Origin of the sequence: Bradyrhizobium sp. (assembly GCF_030646015.1) — a bacterium.
In the GTDB taxonomy this organism is placed as follows: Bacteria; Pseudomonadota; Alphaproteobacteria; order Rhizobiales; family Xanthobacteraceae; genus Bradyrhizobium.
The window spans coordinates 1-15,890 of record NZ_JAUSLT010000179.1 but is presented as its reverse complement, the minus strand read 5'-3'; the positions used below and the strand labels follow the sequence as shown (position 1 = coordinate 15,890).

At 65.3% G+C, this 15,890-nt stretch carries 16 protein-coding genes; 7 read left to right on the top strand and 9 right to left on the bottom strand.

Annotation, left to right across the window (positions count from 1 at the left end; translation table 11 throughout):
* Nucleotides 1-45: 45 nt before the first annotated feature.
* Nucleotides 46-825 (bottom strand): SDR family NAD(P)-dependent oxidoreductase, encoded by a 780-nt coding sequence (locus Q7T45_RS26135; protein WP_304874806.1) that lies wholly within the window; start codon nt 823-825, stop codon nt 46-48.
* 237 nt (nt 826-1,062) lie between these two features.
* Between Q7T45_RS26135 and Q7T45_RS26130 the strand changes: the two genes are divergently transcribed.
* Nucleotides 1,063-2,049, top strand: coding sequence for a DUF2155 domain-containing protein (locus Q7T45_RS26130; RefSeq protein ID WP_304874805.1), 987 nt, complete (start codon nt 1,063-1,065; stop codon nt 2,047-2,049).
* A gap of 123 nt (nt 2,050-2,172) precedes the next feature.
* On the opposite strand, the gene Q7T45_RS26125 is transcribed toward Q7T45_RS26130, so the two are convergent.
* Entirely contained in the window at nt 2,173-2,655 is a 483-nt protein-coding gene (locus Q7T45_RS26125) for a CinA family protein (protein ID WP_304874804.1), read from the bottom strand.
* A 188-nt stretch (nt 2,656-2,843) separates the two neighbouring features.
* Here Q7T45_RS26125 and Q7T45_RS26120 point away from each other — a divergent pair, with 188 nt between their 5' ends.
* From Q7T45_RS26120 to Q7T45_RS26110, 3 genes are read left to right on the top strand one after another with little or no spacing between them, the layout of a single operon-like run.
* Complete coding sequence (locus Q7T45_RS26120) at nt 2,844-3,929, top strand: amidohydrolase family protein (protein WP_304874802.1); 1,086 nt, start codon at nt 2,844-2,846, stop codon at nt 3,927-3,929.
* Nucleotides 3,926-5,038 carry an amidohydrolase family protein gene (locus Q7T45_RS26115; protein WP_304874801.1) on the top strand — a complete coding sequence of 371 codons (1,113 nt, stop codon included), beginning with the start codon at nt 3,926-3,928 and terminating at the stop codon, nt 5,036-5,038. Before Q7T45_RS26120 ends, Q7T45_RS26115 begins: the two co-directional genes overlap by 4 nt.
* Entirely contained in the window at nt 5,038-5,451 is a 414-nt protein-coding gene (locus tag Q7T45_RS26110) for a Rieske (2Fe-2S) protein (RefSeq protein ID WP_304874799.1), read from the top strand. Before Q7T45_RS26115 ends, Q7T45_RS26110 begins: the two co-directional genes overlap by 1 nt.
* A 173-nt stretch (nt 5,452-5,624) precedes the next feature.
* On the opposite strand, the gene Q7T45_RS26105 is transcribed toward Q7T45_RS26110, so the two are convergent.
* From Q7T45_RS26105 to Q7T45_RS26090, 4 genes are all read right to left on the bottom strand, one after another.
* Nucleotides 5,625-7,148, bottom strand: a complete 1,524-nt coding sequence (locus Q7T45_RS26105) for a L,D-transpeptidase (RefSeq protein WP_304874797.1) — start codon at nt 7,146-7,148, stop codon at nt 5,625-5,627.
* A gap of 298 nt (nt 7,149-7,446) precedes the next feature.
* On the bottom strand, nt 7,447-8,559 hold the full coding sequence (tcuB, locus tag Q7T45_RS26100; RefSeq protein WP_304874796.1) for a tricarballylate utilization 4Fe-4S protein TcuB: 1,113 nt from the start codon (nt 8,557-8,559) through the stop codon (nt 7,447-7,449).
* Nucleotides 8,560-8,762: 203 nt separating this feature from the next.
* A complete protein-coding gene (gene tcuA, locus Q7T45_RS26095; protein WP_370691363.1) occupies nt 8,763-10,160 on the bottom strand; it encodes an FAD-dependent tricarballylate dehydrogenase TcuA in 1,398 nt (465 codons plus the stop codon).
* A gap of 93 nt (nt 10,161-10,253) precedes the next feature.
* The gene (locus tag Q7T45_RS26090) at nt 10,254-11,153 is read right to left on the bottom strand and encodes a transcriptional regulator GcvA (protein ID WP_304874794.1); all 900 of its coding nucleotides are present in this window, start codon (nt 11,151-11,153) and stop codon (nt 10,254-10,256) included.
* A 115-nt stretch (nt 11,154-11,268) separates the two neighbouring features.
* Here Q7T45_RS26090 and Q7T45_RS26085 point away from each other — a divergent pair, with 115 nt between their 5' ends.
* Together Q7T45_RS26085 and Q7T45_RS26080 are read left to right on the top strand one after the other, a co-directional pair.
* Nucleotides 11,269-11,472, top strand: a complete 204-nt coding sequence (locus tag Q7T45_RS26085) for a DUF1127 domain-containing protein (protein ID WP_304874792.1) — start codon at nt 11,269-11,271, stop codon at nt 11,470-11,472.
* A 75-nt stretch (nt 11,473-11,547) separates the two neighbouring features.
* A complete protein-coding gene (locus tag Q7T45_RS26080; protein ID WP_304874790.1) occupies nt 11,548-12,162 on the top strand; it encodes a GNAT family N-acetyltransferase in 615 nt (204 codons plus the stop codon).
* 126 nt (nt 12,163-12,288) lie between these two features.
* On the opposite strand, the gene Q7T45_RS26075 is transcribed toward Q7T45_RS26080, so the two are convergent.
* From Q7T45_RS26075 to Q7T45_RS26065, 3 genes are all read right to left on the bottom strand, one after another.
* On the bottom strand, nt 12,289-13,119 hold the full coding sequence (locus Q7T45_RS26075) for an enoyl-CoA hydratase (protein WP_304874789.1): 831 nt from the start codon (nt 13,117-13,119) through the stop codon (nt 12,289-12,291).
* A 159-nt stretch (nt 13,120-13,278) separates the two neighbouring features.
* Nucleotides 13,279-13,980: an SDR family NAD(P)-dependent oxidoreductase gene (locus Q7T45_RS26070; protein ID WP_304874788.1), complete on the bottom strand. Its 702-nt coding sequence runs from the start codon at nt 13,978-13,980 to the stop codon at nt 13,279-13,281.
* A gap of 32 nt (nt 13,981-14,012) precedes the next feature.
* Nucleotides 14,013-15,011: a glutathione S-transferase family protein gene (locus Q7T45_RS26065; protein WP_304874787.1), complete on the bottom strand. Its 999-nt coding sequence runs from the start codon at nt 15,009-15,011 to the stop codon at nt 14,013-14,015.
* Nucleotides 15,012-15,113: 102 nt separating this feature from the next.
* Here Q7T45_RS26065 and Q7T45_RS26060 point away from each other — a divergent pair.
* Nucleotides 15,114-15,890: acyl-CoA dehydrogenase family protein (locus Q7T45_RS26060; RefSeq protein WP_304874786.1), on the top strand; the 777-nt coding region annotated here is incomplete at its 3' end.

The following is a 15,890-nucleotide window of genomic DNA, read 5'->3' as shown; positions in this document are numbered from 1 at the left end:
GGTGGACCTGTTGCGTGGGTTTTTGGGTGTGGCGGAGCAATTGAATCAGGCGGCGGTTCGTCCGCCGTCGACGGTGTAGGACGAGCCGGAGACGTAGCTCGCCTCGTCGGATGCCAGGAAGGCGACGATGGAGGCGACCTCGGAGGCCTGTCCCAGCCGCCGCGCCGGAATCCGGTCGACGATCTTTTCATTGGGAGGCGGCGAATTGCCACCGTTGCGGCCCTGCAGGATGGTGGAGAGCATGCGGCTGTCGATCAGGCCGGGGCAGACGGCATTGACGCGCACGCCGGTGCCGGTGCATTCCCATGCCGCGGTCTTGGTCAGCCCGATCACCGCATGCTTGCTGGCGCTGTAGACCGCGATGTGCGGCGATCCCATCAGGCCCGCGATCGATGCGGTGTTGATGATGCTGCCCTTGTTCTGCTTCAGCATCACCGGCAGGACGTGCTTCATCCCCAGGAACACCCCGACCACGTTGACGTCGAGCACGCGGCGAAACATCTCCAGCGAATATTCCGTGATCGGCTTGATATCGCCCTCGATGCCGGCGTTGTTGTAGAAGGCGTCGATGGTGCCGAATGTGTCGACCGCGGCGCGGACATAGCCGGCGACCTCGTCCTCATCGGTGACGTCGGCGGTGACCGCCAGCGCCTGTGCCGAGGCCGGCAGATCCTTGATCGCTTGCTTGAGGTCCTGTTCCCGGCGGTCGACCGCGACGAGGCGGGCGCCGCGTTCGGCCAGCAGCCGCATGGTCGCGGTGCCGATGACGCCGGCAGCCCCGGTGACGACGGCGACCCGGCCATCGAGCCTGATACGATCGGTCATTGCAGTGTTTCCCCTGTTGCTCCGGTTGGCCCGGATGTCCTGTTATCAGGCGTGGCGCGGCCTCGCATGAACCTTGAGGGCTGCGACTATTTCATTTGTGGCGAGGGCTGACCAGTAGGCGGGGCAGGGGCAAACCGCCCTTTCCCCGCCGTATTCGCCGTGTTAACCGAGGGTCCTGCGAGCGGCGGATAAGTCTGTACTATGTCGCGAGCCCGATTCGCCTTTCAAAGCCGCGAGATGTTTCGAACCATTGCCCTGACCGGATTTGCGGCCCTCGTGGCCGCCACGACGATCTCGCTTGCGCCGCCGGCGCACGCGCAGATCGGCAATATCTTTTCCGATCCGGCGCCGCGTCCGCCCGGGGCTATTCCGCGTGGCGGCAGCAGGGGTGGGGAGCCGCAACAGCTCGACGACGACGACGAGCAAGTGCCGGAGCTGCCGCGGGGCCGCCTGCTGCCGACGCCGAATCGTCCGCCGCCGGGGCAGGGCGTGCCGCCACCCGGTTCGGTGCAGACCCAGCCGCTGGCGCCGCCGCCGGGCACCACCGTCATTCCGCAAAATACCGCGCCCGGCATTGCCGTCGCACCGCCGCAGCCCGGTCAGGGTGCCGCGCCCGGCGCCAATCTGCCGCCCGGCCAGCGCCAGCCCACCAAGGGTGGTGCCGTGCCGCAGACGCCGGCCAGCCTGCAGCCCGGCGACGAGGTGGTCACCGAGCCGCCGGCGCAGAAGATCGTCAACAAGAAGGCGAGTTTCTCCGGGCTGGACAAGATCACCGGGCGCATCATCAATTTCGACGAGGATATCGGCGAAACCGTCCAGTTCGGCGCGCTGCGGGTGAAAACCGCGGCCTGCTATACCCGCCCCGCGACCGAGGCCGCCAACACCGACGCCTTCGTCGAGGTCGACGAGATCACGCTGCAGGGCGAGGTGAAGCGGATTTTTTCCGGCTGGATGTATGCGGCGAGCCCGGGCCTGCACGGCGTCGAGCACCCGATCTACGACATCTGGCTGACCGACTGCAAAGGCCCGGAAACCACCATCGTCACCGCGGCGCCCGAGCCGCCGAAACCGACGCCGCCGCCCGTCGCCAAGCGCCCGCCGCCGCAGAAGCAGGCGGTGCCGCGTTCGGCGCCGCCGCCGCAGCCGCAATTCCAGCAGCAACCGCCGCCACCGCCACCCCCGCCGCAACAGCAGCCCGGCGGCCTGTTCGGGATTTTCAGGTAGAATTGGGGTTGTAGGGTGGGCAAAGGCGCACTTGCGCCGTGCCCACCATTGCGAAAGCGATCATGATGCGAGATGGTGGGCACGGCGCGCGAAGGGCGCGCCTTTGCCCACCCTACGAACCCATCACCGCGACAAATTCTGCAGCAGCAAATTCAGCGCAGCACTCGCAAAGCTGTGCATGTTGGCGAGCCGGTGCGCGCTGCCGGTCTCCAGGGTGATCACCGCATTCGCCGGGCCCGCGAGCCCCATGCAGCTGTGGCCGGCGGCGTCGCCGTAGCGGTTGCCGGTGGGGCCGGTGGCGCCGGTCTCCGACAGGCCCCAGTCGGTAGCAAAACGCGCGCGGATCTGGTTCGCCAACAGCTTGGCGTAGGGCTCGGACGCCGAGCGGATGCCTTTCATCGCCTCGTCGGGGATGTCCATCAACAGCCGCCGCGCATCGCGGGTGTAGATCACGCCGCCGCCGAGGAAATAGGCGGAAGCGCCTGATACCGCGAGCAGGCTTGCGGAAATCAGCCCGCCGGTCGAGGACTCCGCGACCGCGATGGTCTGCTTGCGTTCGATCAGCCGGGCGGCGATCTGTTCGGCGATCGGGACAAGGTCTTTCATTCGGTTCTCAATTCTGGCGCGGGATGGGCTTCAACGGTCTCCTAGCACAGGATTGCATGGCTGCCGACTCGCGAGGCATTGGCTCCGCCGATGGACGGGGCCCCGCGCGCGCCCTATGCTGGCTCACGGATTCAGCGAGCCAACGCCGAATTCGACAGTCGCCACGCGCGAAGAGGAAACCAGAGGTCATGACGTCACCGCTCGCGGGCGGCGTGGATTGCGATCTGCATCCTGCCGTTCCTCATCTGACCAGCCTGCTGCCCTACCTCAACGATTACTGGCGCGACCAGGTGACGACGCGGGGCATGACCGACCTCGTGTCGCAATCCTATCCGACCAACTCGCCGATCTCGTCGCGGCCGGACTGGCGGCCGGCGCAGGGCAAGCCGGGCTCCAGCCTCCCAGACATGAAGACGCAGGCGCTCGACCGTTTTGGGGTCAGCCATGGCATCTGCAATCCCCTGTACGGCGTGCAGATGGTGTTTTCCGAGGACATGGCGGATGCATTCTGCCGCGCGCTCAACGACTGGCTCGTGAAGGAATGGCTCGACAAGGAGCCGCGGCTGCGCGGCTCGATCGTCATCCCTGTGCAAAGCGTCGAGAAGTCGGTGGCGGAGATCGAGCGCTGCGCCAAAGACCCGCGTTTCGTCCAGGTGCTGATGCTGGTCATGGGCGACATGCCGCTGGGCAAGCGCGCCTACTGGCCGATTTACGCCGCCGCCGAGCGGCTGGGTTTGCCGATCGGCATTCACGCCGGCAGCGCCTATCACAACCCGCCGACCTCGGTCGGCTGGGGCTCCTACCACATCGAGGATTACGTCGCCCAGGCGCAGGCGTTCCAGACCCAGTTGACCAGCCTGATCGTCGAGGGCGTGTTCGCGCGGCATCCGAACCTGAAGATGGTGATGCTGGAATCCGGCTGGAGCTGGCTGCCGTCTTACCTCTGGCGGCTGCACAAGTTCTGGCGCGGCGTGCGCATGGAAACGCCGTGGGTGGATCGCGCGCCCCTCGAAATTGTGCGCAGCAACATCCGGTTTTCGCTGCAGCCGATTGACGCGCCGCCGGATCCGGCGATCCTCAATCGCCTGTTTGACCATATGCAGTCGGATGAATTGCTCCTATTCTCGACCGATTATCCGCACTGGCAATTCGAAGGCGACCAGGTGCTGCCTGAAGGAATGTCTTCCGATCTTGTGCGCAAGATCATGATCGACAATCCCCGCGCGACGTACCCCCGCCTCAAGCAGCCTGTCGCCAAGGAGACGACGCCATGAACGTCCAGTTCCGCGACCGCCCAGAACCGGCTTCACCCGTCGAGGTCAAGACCGCGATCGCCGATTGCGACATCCATCCGGCGCGCGCGACGAGGGACGAATTGTACCCGTTCCTCGCAAAACGCTGGCACAGCCATCTCGAAACCTGGGGCGTCCATCCCTATCAGGGCATGATGGAAGGCCCGCCCTATCCCAAGGCGCAGCCCAATGCGTCGCGCCGCGATGCGTATCCGCCGGAAGGCGGCCAGCAGGGTTCGTCGCTGTCGTTCATGCAGCAGCAGCTGCTGGATCCCTACAATGTGGCGCTCGGCGTACTCAATCCGCTCGGCGCCACCGGACAGGGCATGCGCAATCACGATCTGGCCACGGCGCTCGCGACCGCCATCAACGACTGGCAGATCGCCAAATGGACCAGCCAGGACAGCCGCCTGAAAGCTTCTGTCGTCGTCGCCAACGAGGACGGCGTGTCCGCCGCCGCCGAAATCCGCCGCCGGGCCGGCGACAAAAACTTTGTCCAGGTGCTGCTGCTCAGCCGCAACGTCGAGCCGCTCGGCCAGCGTCGCTACTGGCCGATCTACGAGGCGGCCGAGGAGGCGGGACTCCCGGTCGGCGTGCACGCCTTCGGCTTCGGCGGCAACCCGATCACCGCATCGGGCTGGCCGAGTTTCTACATCGAGGAAATGGTCGGCCATTCGCAGTGCCAGCAGACCGCGCTCGCCAGCATCGTGCTGGAGGGCGTATTCGCCAGCTATCCGAAACTGAAGATGGTGATGATCGAAGCCGGCTTCGGCTGGGCGCCGTCGCTGTCGTGGCGGCTCGACAAGGTCTTCGCAAAGCTGCACGGCGAGGTGCCGCATCTCAAGCGGAAACCGTCGGAATATATCCGCGACCACATCTTCTGGACCACGCAGCCGATGGAAGACCCGGAGCGACGCGACCACCTGTTCGACGTCATCGACTGGATCGGCTGGGACAAGCTGTTGTTCGCCACCGACTACCCGCATTGGGATTTTGACGAGCCGTCGCGCGTATTGCCGCCCGGCGTCAGCGACGCCAACCGCGAGGCGTTTTATCTGGGAAACGCGAAAAAGCTGTACGGGATCGCTTGATGGTTCGTCACGTAATCGCCCCGGTGGATGAGTTGCCGCCGGGCACGCGCAAATTCCTCACCATCGACGAGCGCCCGATCGCGATCTTCAACATCAAGGGCGAGTTCTTCGGCCTGTTGAACCGCTGCCCGCACCAGGGCGCCGCCCTGTGCGAGGGTCCGCTGATCGGCCTGGCGCAATCTTCCGATCCCGGCGAGATCGAATACACACGATTGGGCGAAATCCTGCGCTGCCCCTGGCACGGCTGGGAATTCGACATCCGTACCGGGCAATCGTACTGCGACCCCAAGAAATTCCGCACCCGCGCCTATCCGGTCAATGTCGAGCCGGGCACCAACGTCGTGAAGGGGCCGTATGTGGCGGAAACGCTCGCGGTGTCGGTGGAGAGCGATTACGTGGTGGTGGATTTGTAGACAGCTGCCTTACGTCATTGCGAGGAGCGCTCTTGTCCGCCGAAGCCCGCCTTCGGGCGAAGGCGGATGCGACGAAGCAATCCATTCTTCCTTTGCTTGGTCAGAATGGACTGCTTCGCGGAGCTCGCCATGACGTTGATAGGCCGGGTGGCCCACGCGCGCCCTGCCGCCTTCTACCAGAAGCCCCGTGGCCCCTGACGATAAAGCTGGCGAGGGCGCGGATCGACAGGTTGTGGGTTCCAGTTGGGAAAAAAGGAGCCGAAGCCGTCGTCGCTCGCGACCTGCATATCCATCGGGGGCGTGCGCGGGCGCGTGATGAAGCCGCCTTGCGGCTGATGGCTCAGCACCGCGACGAATTCGGTGCGATAGTTGGTCTCGACGCTCAGCGGCTCGTCCGAGATCACGATCGAGGATCGCGGCAAGGCGGTCGGCGCGATGCGATCGAGCACCGCCTGCGGGATGGTGATGCGGTCGAGCGCGGCCGTGGCGTTATCGGCGTGGTCGATCGTAACCGCGCTCCAGCGCAGGCCGGCATCGTTGCGCGCCATCGCCGTGAACACATGCGTGCCGATCCGCTTGCCGGGATCGCGGATCGTGACCGGAACTTCGATGCTGGTATCGAACACCTCGCCGCCGCCGTCCGGCGCCGGCTTGTGGGTGTTGCGGCGCACGTAAAGCTTCTGCGTCGCGCGGCTGATGAAGATCGACACCGGCTCGAGCGCGAGCTTTGCGTCGGTTGCCGCCTTGGCGGTCTCGGCCTTCTTCGTCGCGGCCGCCTTCGCGGCGTCCTTGGCCGCGGCGGCAGCTTCGAGCTTCGGTTTGGCGTCGGCCTTGGCGGTGTCGAGTTGTGCCGCCAGATCCGCCGCCTTGGCGGCGGCCTTTTGCTTGAGGTCTTCGGCCCGCGCTTTGGCCTCATCGGTCTTGGCAGCGGCGATCGCCTTGTCGGCCTTGGCGAGCTCGGCGTCGGCGCGGGTCTTGAGGCCCTCCAGCTTGCGCAAGGCCGCCGTCAGCGCCGCTATCTCGCGCGGCGCCTTCGCGGCGCTCTTCTTCGCCTCGTCGGCGGCCTTGGCAGAATCGGCCGCCTCGCGGGTGAGTTCCTCGGCCCTGGCCGGCGCGGCCGCGATGGCCTCCTGCTTCGGCCCGAACAGCGCCGGATGGGAGAACTCGACCGGCTCGGCGTTCTCAGGCGAGATGATCACGCGCATCCCGATCCGCGTCTTGTCGAACAGTTTTTCGGCAAAGCCGAACGGCATCCGCACGCAGCCATGCGAGGCCGCATATCCGGGCAGCGGCCCGCCATGCAGCGCGATGCCGTTCCAGGTGATGCGCTGCATGTTCGGCATCGAGGCATCGTCATACATGTTGGAGCGGTGTTCCTTGTTCCGCTCGAGGACGGCGAAGACGCCGGCCGGCGTCTCGCGTCCCGTGGTTCCGGTCGATACCGGCGCGCGCAGGATCCAGCCGTCGGCGTCGTAGAGCGTGACCTGCTGGCTCTTGATCGACACGATCGCCATGATCGGCTCGCCGGCCTCGCGCGGCGCCACAGCCTCGGTGGGGGCGGCGGGGCGCGCCTGCTTCGGCGCGGCTTCGGCGGTCAGTGCCGTCAATGCGGCCATGGCCGCCAGCGTCGCAATGGCCGGGGAACCCCAACGCCGCATCGCCACGGTGGATTGCGCCGTCGAAAATCGCATTGCCATGCCCAGCCTCGGTTGAAATGCCTGTCCGCGCCCGTGTCGATCACGTGATTCTGTCATATACGACAGCCCGCGCGGGCGGAAGTGTGACTGGCGAGGGGTGGCAGCCCCCTGCGACAAATTAACCGCCAGAGCACCAGTTTCCGCGGGGGAGGGAGGCGAGAGCCGTCATTGCGAGGAGTGTCCGCCGAAGCCCACCTTCGGGCGAAGGCGGATGCGACGAAGCAATCCATCTCACGGCCGGTACCGCTGCCAGGTGGATTGCTTCGTCGCAAGCGCTCCTCGCAATGACGTTGATGGATTAAACCGGATGTCCCGCCATCATCCGCCGCTCCTTTGCGTAACGCACCAGCGCGACAAAGCGATAAATGCCGTGCACGAATTTGCCATAGGGCATGGTGATGAACAGCGAGAACACCACGCCGAGATGCAGCGCCAGCAGCGCGCCCATCGCGGCGGTGTCGCGCAGGAACAGCAGCGCCATGCCGGTCAGACTGGTCATGAACAGCATGACGATGAAGGCTACGTCCATGCCCATCCGCGCCTGATCGACCAGCACAGGATCGCGCTTCCATTTTTCCGCGAGCAGGCCGGCGGGGCCGATCAAGAGCCCGATGCCGCCGAGCGTGCCGAGCACGACCGGCAGGTCCCACCACGGATACGGCGCCTCGCGCGCCCAGAAGTAATGATACGCCGTCGCCACGCTGGTCGAGGCGAAGCACAATCCAAAACCGTAGAAGGTCAGATGGTGATGGATTTTGCGCAGGTCGCTCGGCCGCTCGTCCTCGTTGACGCAGCCGACGCCGCCGCCGTCGAGGTAGCGCAATTGTCCGGCGTCCTTGATCGCCTGCCAGATCGAGGGGGGATCCACCAGCATGCCCACGGGTTCGCCGATGTCGCGCCAGAACGCGCGCACGCCCATCACCAGCGCCACGATCGCGTAAAGGAACGCAGCTCCAAACAGCGCCGCCATCGCATTGTGCGGCATCAATTTGTAGAACGCGCCCGGACCGGTATGGATGCCGAACAGTACCTGGCGGTCGTGGAAGGCGGCAAAGCCGAAGATGAACGCCGCGACGCTCAGCGCCGCGATGATGCTGATCGAAAGCCCGTTGCGCGCGAACAGGCCGGAAAAGGCGCGCGGCCAGGCATAGGCGGCGTAGGAATCGGCGCGGGCGATCGCCAGCGTCTGCGGGACATTGACGTTGAATTCATGCGGTGGCGAGAACTGGCAGTCGGTGTAGCAGGCGCCGCAGCCGTGGCAGAGATTGGCGAAATAATTGAGGTCGCCGTCGGAAAACGCGCGGCGCATTTCCATCGCCGGAAATACCGCGCAGAGGCCTTCGCAGTAGCGGCAGGAATTGCAGACCGTCATCAGCCGGTCGGCTTCCTCGAGGATCTTGGTTCCGTGCATGCTCTGCCGCTTCCGTTCGAAGATTTTGCTCAGGTCAGCTCCCTCTCCCCGTTCTTCACGGGGAGAGGGTTGGGGTGCGGGGCTCTCTCGGCGAGCACAGTGCTTGGAGAGTCCCCCTCACCCGAATTGCTCCGGCGCGCAAGTGCGCTGCCGAGCAACCCGACCTCTCCCCGCAAGCGGGGAGAGGTGATTCGAACATCACCCTAGTTCCTGGCATTTTGCGCCGCTTCCCGTCCCGCGATCCGTCCGAACACGCTGCCGATGGTCATGCCGATGCCGGCGGCGTAGCCTTTGCCGAGCACATTGCCCGCCATGATCTCGCCGGCGGCGAACATGTTGGCGGACGGCTTGCCATCCTTCATCAGCATGCGTGACTGCTTGTTCACGCGGGTGCCGAGATAGGTGAAGGTGATGCCGGGCCGCACCGGATAGGCGTAGTAGGGCGGCGTCTCGATCTTCCGCGCCCAATGTGTCTTCGGCGGCGTCAGCCCTTCGGTGCGGCAGTCGTCGAGAATGGTGTGGTCGAAGGTGCCCGGCCGCACCGCGGCGTTGAAGCCGGCGATGGTCTTTTCCAGCGTAGCAGGATCGAGCTCGAATTTTTCGGCGAGTTCGCCGATCGTCGGCGCCTCGATCGGCGGGAACAGCGTCGGCATGAAACTGTTGCGCACGCTGGCATCGAAGATGATGTAGGCGATCTGGTCGGGCTGGGCGGCGACCAGCCGGCCCCAGATCGCATAGCGCTTCGGCCAGATATCCTCGCCCTCGTCGTAAAAACGCGCGGAGTGCTTGTTGACGACGATGCCGAACACCACCGAGTCGTGCCGCGTGATGATGCCGCCGTCGAACTTCGGCGCGCGGGCATCGATCGCTACCGCGTGGCACTGGGTGGGGTCGCCGACATCCTGCACGCCCTTGTCGAGCAGCATCTTCAGGATCGAGCCGCGGTTATAGGGCGTGCCGCGGATCAGGAAATTGTCGGCGGCGTCGCCCCAGTATTGCTTGAGCCATTCGATGTTGGCCTCGAAACCGCCGGCGGCGGCGACCAGGGTCGAGGCGCGGACGGAGACGTCGGCGTCGCCCCGTTTCAGCGTGGCCGACAGGAACATGCCGTCCTGAATGTCGAGGTCGAGCACCTCGGCGTCGTAGAGAATGTCGATGCCGAGTTTTTCGGCGGTGAGATACAGCGCGTTCAGCATCGCCCTGCCGCCGCCGAGAAAGAACGAATTGGTGCGGCCGAGGCTGAGCGTGCCGCCGAGCGAGGGCTGCCAGCGCACGCCCTGTTCGACGATCCAGCCCAGAATATCCTTGGACTCCGCGATCATGTGCCGCGCCAGTTCCTCGTCGGTCTCGCCGCCGGTGACGCGCTGCAAATCTTCCCAGAATTCCTGCTCGGTGTAGGGGCCGGTGAGGATGTCGGTCGCCGCATCGTGGGCGCAGCGCATGTTGCGGGTGTGGCGGGTGTTGCCGCCGCGGTAGAATTTCGGGGCGCCTTCCAGCACCAGCACCGACGCGCCGGCCCGCCGCGCGCTGATCGCGGCGCACAGCGCGGCGTTGCCGCCGCCGATCACCAGCACATCGAACCTGCGTTTCAAATCCACCATGCGCTCTTGTTATCGTTGTTTGCATGGAAATCAAATCGGCGCGGAAACAGCCATGCGACGATGTCGCATGCGTCTCGCGTAACGGAATATCCGTCAGGGTTTATTCTGCACCGATGCAATCAGCCAATGCCGAAACGCCGACAGCTTTGGCGCATCGGCCCTGGCCTCCGGCGAGACCAGGTAGAAGCCGGCGTCGGCCGGCAGCGCGATATTGAACGGCACCACCAGCCGTCCCTTGGTGATATCGTCCTCGACATAGGAGGTCCGGCCCATCGCCACGCCCATCCCGTCGATCGCGGCCTGCACGGTCATGAAGACGAGGTCGAAGGTGACGCCGGGTTGTTTCGACAGGTTGGTCGGCAGGCCCGCGGCGGTGAGCCAGAGCCGCCAGTCGTCGTTGTTGGCGGCGCTGGTGTGCAGCAGCACATGGTCGGCGAGATCTTCCGGCCGCGCCAGCGGCTTCCTGCCCGCCAGCAGGGCCGGGCTGCAGACCGGAAACAGCTCGTCGGCCATCAGCCAGTCGGCGCGCAGGCCCGGCCACTGGCCCCGGCCATAGCGGATCGCGGCGTCGACATCGCCGGATCTGAAATCGACCAGACTGGTCGAGGTGGTGATGCGGACATCGATGCCGGGATGCGCCTCCTGGAATGCGGTCAGCCGCGGCAGCAGCCACTTTGCGGCCAGCGACGCCAGCGTCGAGACCGTCAGCACATGGTCGCTGTCCCGGCGCAGCAGGCGGTCGGTGGCGAGCTTGAGATCGTTGAACGCGGCGCGGATGCCGGGGAGATATTGCTGTGCCTCCGCCGTCAGGGTCAGCGCGCGGTTCTGCCGGACGAACAGTTTTGTTCCGAGTTCCAGCTCGAGCCGCCGGATCTGATGGCTGATCGCGGTCTGGGTGACGTTCAGCTCGGCCGCCGCAAGGGTGAAGCTGAGGTGCCGGGCCGCAGCCTCGAAGGCACGCAATCCATTGAGCGAGGGCAGTCTCGCGGTCATTCCGATAATCCCCAATATATGAATTTATCTCATGCGAAGCGGTACGCAATGTCGTTTGTCGGAAGTGCAGATCAGGCAGATATTCAGCCCAAGAGACTAGCTTCAGGAGATGACCATGTCCACTTTGACCCACGAATCGATGATAAATCATCATCAATCCGGCATTTTCGCCCGGTCGCTCGAAACGTTCCGGACCTGGCGCAAGCGTCAGCTTGACCGGCGCGCGCTGGCCCAGCTGTCCGCCCGTGACCTGCACGATGTCGGCCTGTCCTGGAGTGACATCGCCTACGAGGCCGAAAAGCCGTTCTGGCGGGCATGAACGCCGCCCGGCCGGCATCGCCTCCTTGAGGGGGATGCCGGCCACGACTTTTCGGCACCGACGGGAGCCCCAGCCATGACCGCGTATCGTCTCCATGACCTCCGGCAGCATTCGGATATTCTGCGGTTGCGCACCGGCAAGCCGGTGACGGTGCGCTTCGTCGAGCCCGATGATGCCGAGGCGCTGCAGGCCTACTTCCGGTCGCTCTCGACCCGCTCCCGCTACAACCGCTTCCTCGGCGCCATCAGCGAACTGCCGGCAACCCAGCTCGATCAATTCATCCATGTCGGCGAGGCCGACCGCTTCAGCGTGGTCGCGGTCATGAGCATCGACGGCGCCGAGACCATCGTCGGCGAAGCCCGCTACGCCTTCGACGCCGATACCGACAGTTTCGAGTTCGGCCTGTCGATCGACGACCGCTGGCAGGGCCATGGCGTCGGCTCCGCGCTGCTCGGCAATCTGGAATGCCGCGCCGCGGCGTTCGGCGCCACCAGGCTGTTCGGCGATACGCTGCGCTCCAACGACGCCATGATCGGCCTCGCCCGCAAGTCCGGCTTCACCTTCACGCATTCGCCCGGCGACTGGAAGCTGGTGCGGTTCGAAAAGCACATTGCCGTCGCACCGCAGGAAATTCCCTGCGCCAGCTGGCGGCTTGCGGCGCAGCAGGTCGCGCTGCACGCGTCGGTTTGAAACTATTGCAACGGCCGTAGGGTGGGCAAAGGCGCCGCTTGCGCCGTGCCCACCATGCTACTTTCACGCTTGCAAAGCTGGTGGGCACGGCGCGAAGAGCGCGCCTTTGCCCACCCTACAAATCGCTCAGTTCCCCTTGAATACCGCCTTGCGCTTGTCGATGAAGGCTTGCACCGCCTCCTTATGATCGGCCGTCGTGGTGAGGCGGACCAGCCGTTCAGCCTCGTGGTCGCGCGCGGTGGTAAAATCGAACAGCAGGGCTTCGTCGAGATTGTCCTTCATGTAGCGCAGCGCCAGGGTCGGGCCTTCCGCCATCGATTTGGCCAGCGCAAAGGCCGCTTGCTGCAGCTCGGCATCGGGCACCACGCGGTTGACGAGACCGATCGCCTCGGCGCGGCGGGCCTCGACCTTGTCGGCGGTGAACATCAACTCGCGCGCCCGCGAGGTGCCGACCAGTCGGGTCAGCAGCCAGGCGATGCCGTAGTCGCCGGACAGCGCCACCCGCAGATAGCCGGTGGAAACGAACGCCGATTCCGCCGCGATGCGGATGTCGCAGGCCATCGCCAGCGCCAGGCCGGCGCCGACCGCGGGACCGGGCAGGGCTGCGATGGTCGGCTTGCGCACCGACACCAGCGCGCCGGTCAAGAGCCGCTGGCGCTCCTGCAAATCGGCGACCTTCTCGTCATAGGACATTGCCAGTCGCTTCGGGTCGCGGTGCGCGCCCATGCCCTTGACGTTGCCGCCGGCGCAAAAGGCGGTGCCGGCGCCGGTGAGCAAGAGCGCGCCGACATCGGGGTTCTCGCCGCAGGCCTTGATCATGTTGCGCAGCGCCGGCGTCAGCTCGTCCGACATCGCATTGCGGACGTCAGGGCGATTGAGCGTGATGATGGCGACGCGGTCGCGGATGACGCACAGCAGTTCGTTGGTGCCGGTGTCGATGGTGATCTCGGTGGCCATGCTTCCCCCAGTGTTGTTGTTATTGTTGTTGTGAAATCCGTAGGGTGGGCAAAGGCGCACACTTCGCGCCGTGCCCACCATTGACGAAGGTGGTGGGCACGCGTCCGCCTTCGCTCTTCGAGCTACGGCGGAAGCTTTGCCCACCCTACGGCATCGGCCTCAAAACTTCTCCACCCAGGGCCGCAATTCCTGTTCCCAACTCCAGGCGCTGCGCGGCTGTTGCAGCACGTTCCAGTAGCTCAGCGCAATGGCGTCCGGGTCCAGCATCGAATCCGGCCGGTCGGCGGGCTCGCTGCGCGCCGTGCTGCGGATGCCGCCGTCGATGACGAAATGCGCGACATGGATACCCTGCGGCGACAATTCGCGCGCCATGCTCTGCGCCAGCCCGCGCAGCGCGAACTTGCCCATCGCGAAGGGAGCGGACTGCGCATAGCCCTTGACGCTGGCGGATGCCCCGGTGAACAGGATTGCGCCGTGCTTGTTCGGCAGCATGCGTTGCGCCGCCTGCTGCGCCACCAGGAAGCCGCCGAACGCGCTGACCGAGATCGCCTGGGCCACCTCCGCCGGCACCAGGTCGGTGAAGGCGCCGCGGGCGCGGCCGCTGGCGTTGTAGACGACGATGTCAGGCGTCCCGATCTCGCGCTCGACCAGCCCGAACAGCCGCTCGACCTCGTCCACATTGGTGGCGTCGCAGGCAAAGGCCTTTGCCCCGGTCTCGGTGCAGAGCGCGCCCAGCTTCTCGATCTTGCGCGCCGCCAAGGCGACGCGGATGCCCTGTTTGGCGAATAACCGCGCCAGCGATGCGCTGAGACCTTCACCGGCGCCGACGATCAGGGCGATCTTGTAGTTCGGCAATTCCATCGGGCAGTCCTCGATTTCAGGTGAATCCGTATCTAGGCGCGCAATCCGGCAAGACAACCCGCCGCGGCCAGCACCATGTCGAGCGCGCTCTTGTCGGCGATTGCAGCGTATTTGGCGCGCAGCATCCCGAGCGAGCGCGCATGATATTTTTGCGGCTTCTGGGTCCAGACCTTGTCGCCGAGCGTGACGCTGAACTCCTCCTGCCCCTGCTTCAGCGCGGTCTCGTTGGCGAGCGTCCAGAGCCAGAATTGCTTGCCGACCTGCCTGACCAGAATCGGCATCAGGGTCGGCGCGAGTTCGGTCCAGCTCTCGAACGCGCCTTCCGCGCGCGGCCACAGCATGCGGTGCACCCAATCGAGCACATGCGGCGTGTTGCCTTCGATCAGGGCGCCGGCGGTCGGATCGGTCCACAGCTCGTAGAACTGCCCCCAGAGGCCGAAATCGCCGAATGCCGGCCGGCCGCCGAACAGATAGGGGCGGTTCGCAAGGTGGCTGTCCAGCAAGCCCAGCATCTCGACAAAACCGTTCTCGATCTGCGGCGCGGTCATCTCGTTGGAGCCGACGAACCAGACCCGGTCGACCATGCGGACGCGCACCTGGGCCGCGAATGCCTCATGCTTCTCCTCGCTGGCGGCAGGACCCCGCATCCGCGCGATGCGCCCGGCCGAGGCGCGCTGATCGACGTCGCGCGCCCAGCGGTAGTGAAACATCCATTTGTTGCCCCACTCGTCGCCGAACTCCTCGATCAGCGCGGAGATGAAGTTGGCGACGGTGTCGTCGGGATGGATCGACGGCTCCGGATGGAGCTTTTCCATCGCGTCGATGATCGGCGTGGAATCCTGGATGCCAGTCCCTTCCGGCGTGATGACCAGCGGAATGATCGGCATTCTGGCGTATTTGTCGTATTCCGCCTGGCTTGCCGCATTGCGCAGCAGCCATTGATGCGGAATGGCCTTGTAGCGGAAATAGGAACGGATCTTGACCGAGTAGGGCGACATCTCGGCGCCGATGATGCGGTATCCCTCAGCCACAGGGTGATCCTCCAATTATGCTTGTTGACGGCGTCATCGCCTGCAGTATCGGTAACTGGTCGATATCGTCAGGATATCGGGCGGAACGAACAAGAGTCAAAAATGCACCAGCCAGCCAGACAAAGCGAGTTGACGCTGCCCGCCGACCAGCCGGGCCTGCTCGCGCCGGATACGTCGGGCATGAATTTTTACCGCGCCGATCCGGCGCTGACGGACCTGCTGCGGATTCATCTGCCGTCACCGCTGTTTCGCCATATCGAGCCGCATCTCGACCGGCTCGGCGCGCTCGCCGGCGGTCATCTCGACGAATGCGCGCGGCTCTCCGACCGTCACACCCCGGTGCTGCACCAGCGCGACAAATTCGGCCGCGACGCGCAATGGATCGAATATCACCCGGCCTATCGCGAGCTGGAAGCCGCCGCGTTCGGCGAGTTCGGCATTCACGCGATGTCGGTGCGCAAGGGCATTCTGGGCTGGCCCGACAAATATCCCGTGGTCGCCAAACACGCCTTTACGTTCCTGTTCAATCAGGCCGAGTTCGGGCTGGGCTGCCCGATCAACGTCACCGACGGCTGCGCCAAACTGCTTTCGAATTTCGGCAGCGATGCGCTGAAGGCGAGATATCTCGACGGATTGACGCAGACCGACATGAGCCTGCTGACCCAGGGCGGCCAGTTCATGACCGAGAAGGAGGGCGGCTCCGACGTCGGCACCCTGACAACCACGGCGCTGCAGGAAGGCGATCACTGGCGCCTGACGGGCGAAAAATGGTTCTGCTCCAATGCCGATGCGAAAGTCGTGATGCTGCTGGCGCGGCCGGAAGGTGCCGGTCCCGGCACCCGCGGCGTCGGCCTGTTCCTGATGCCGCGGACGCTCGAT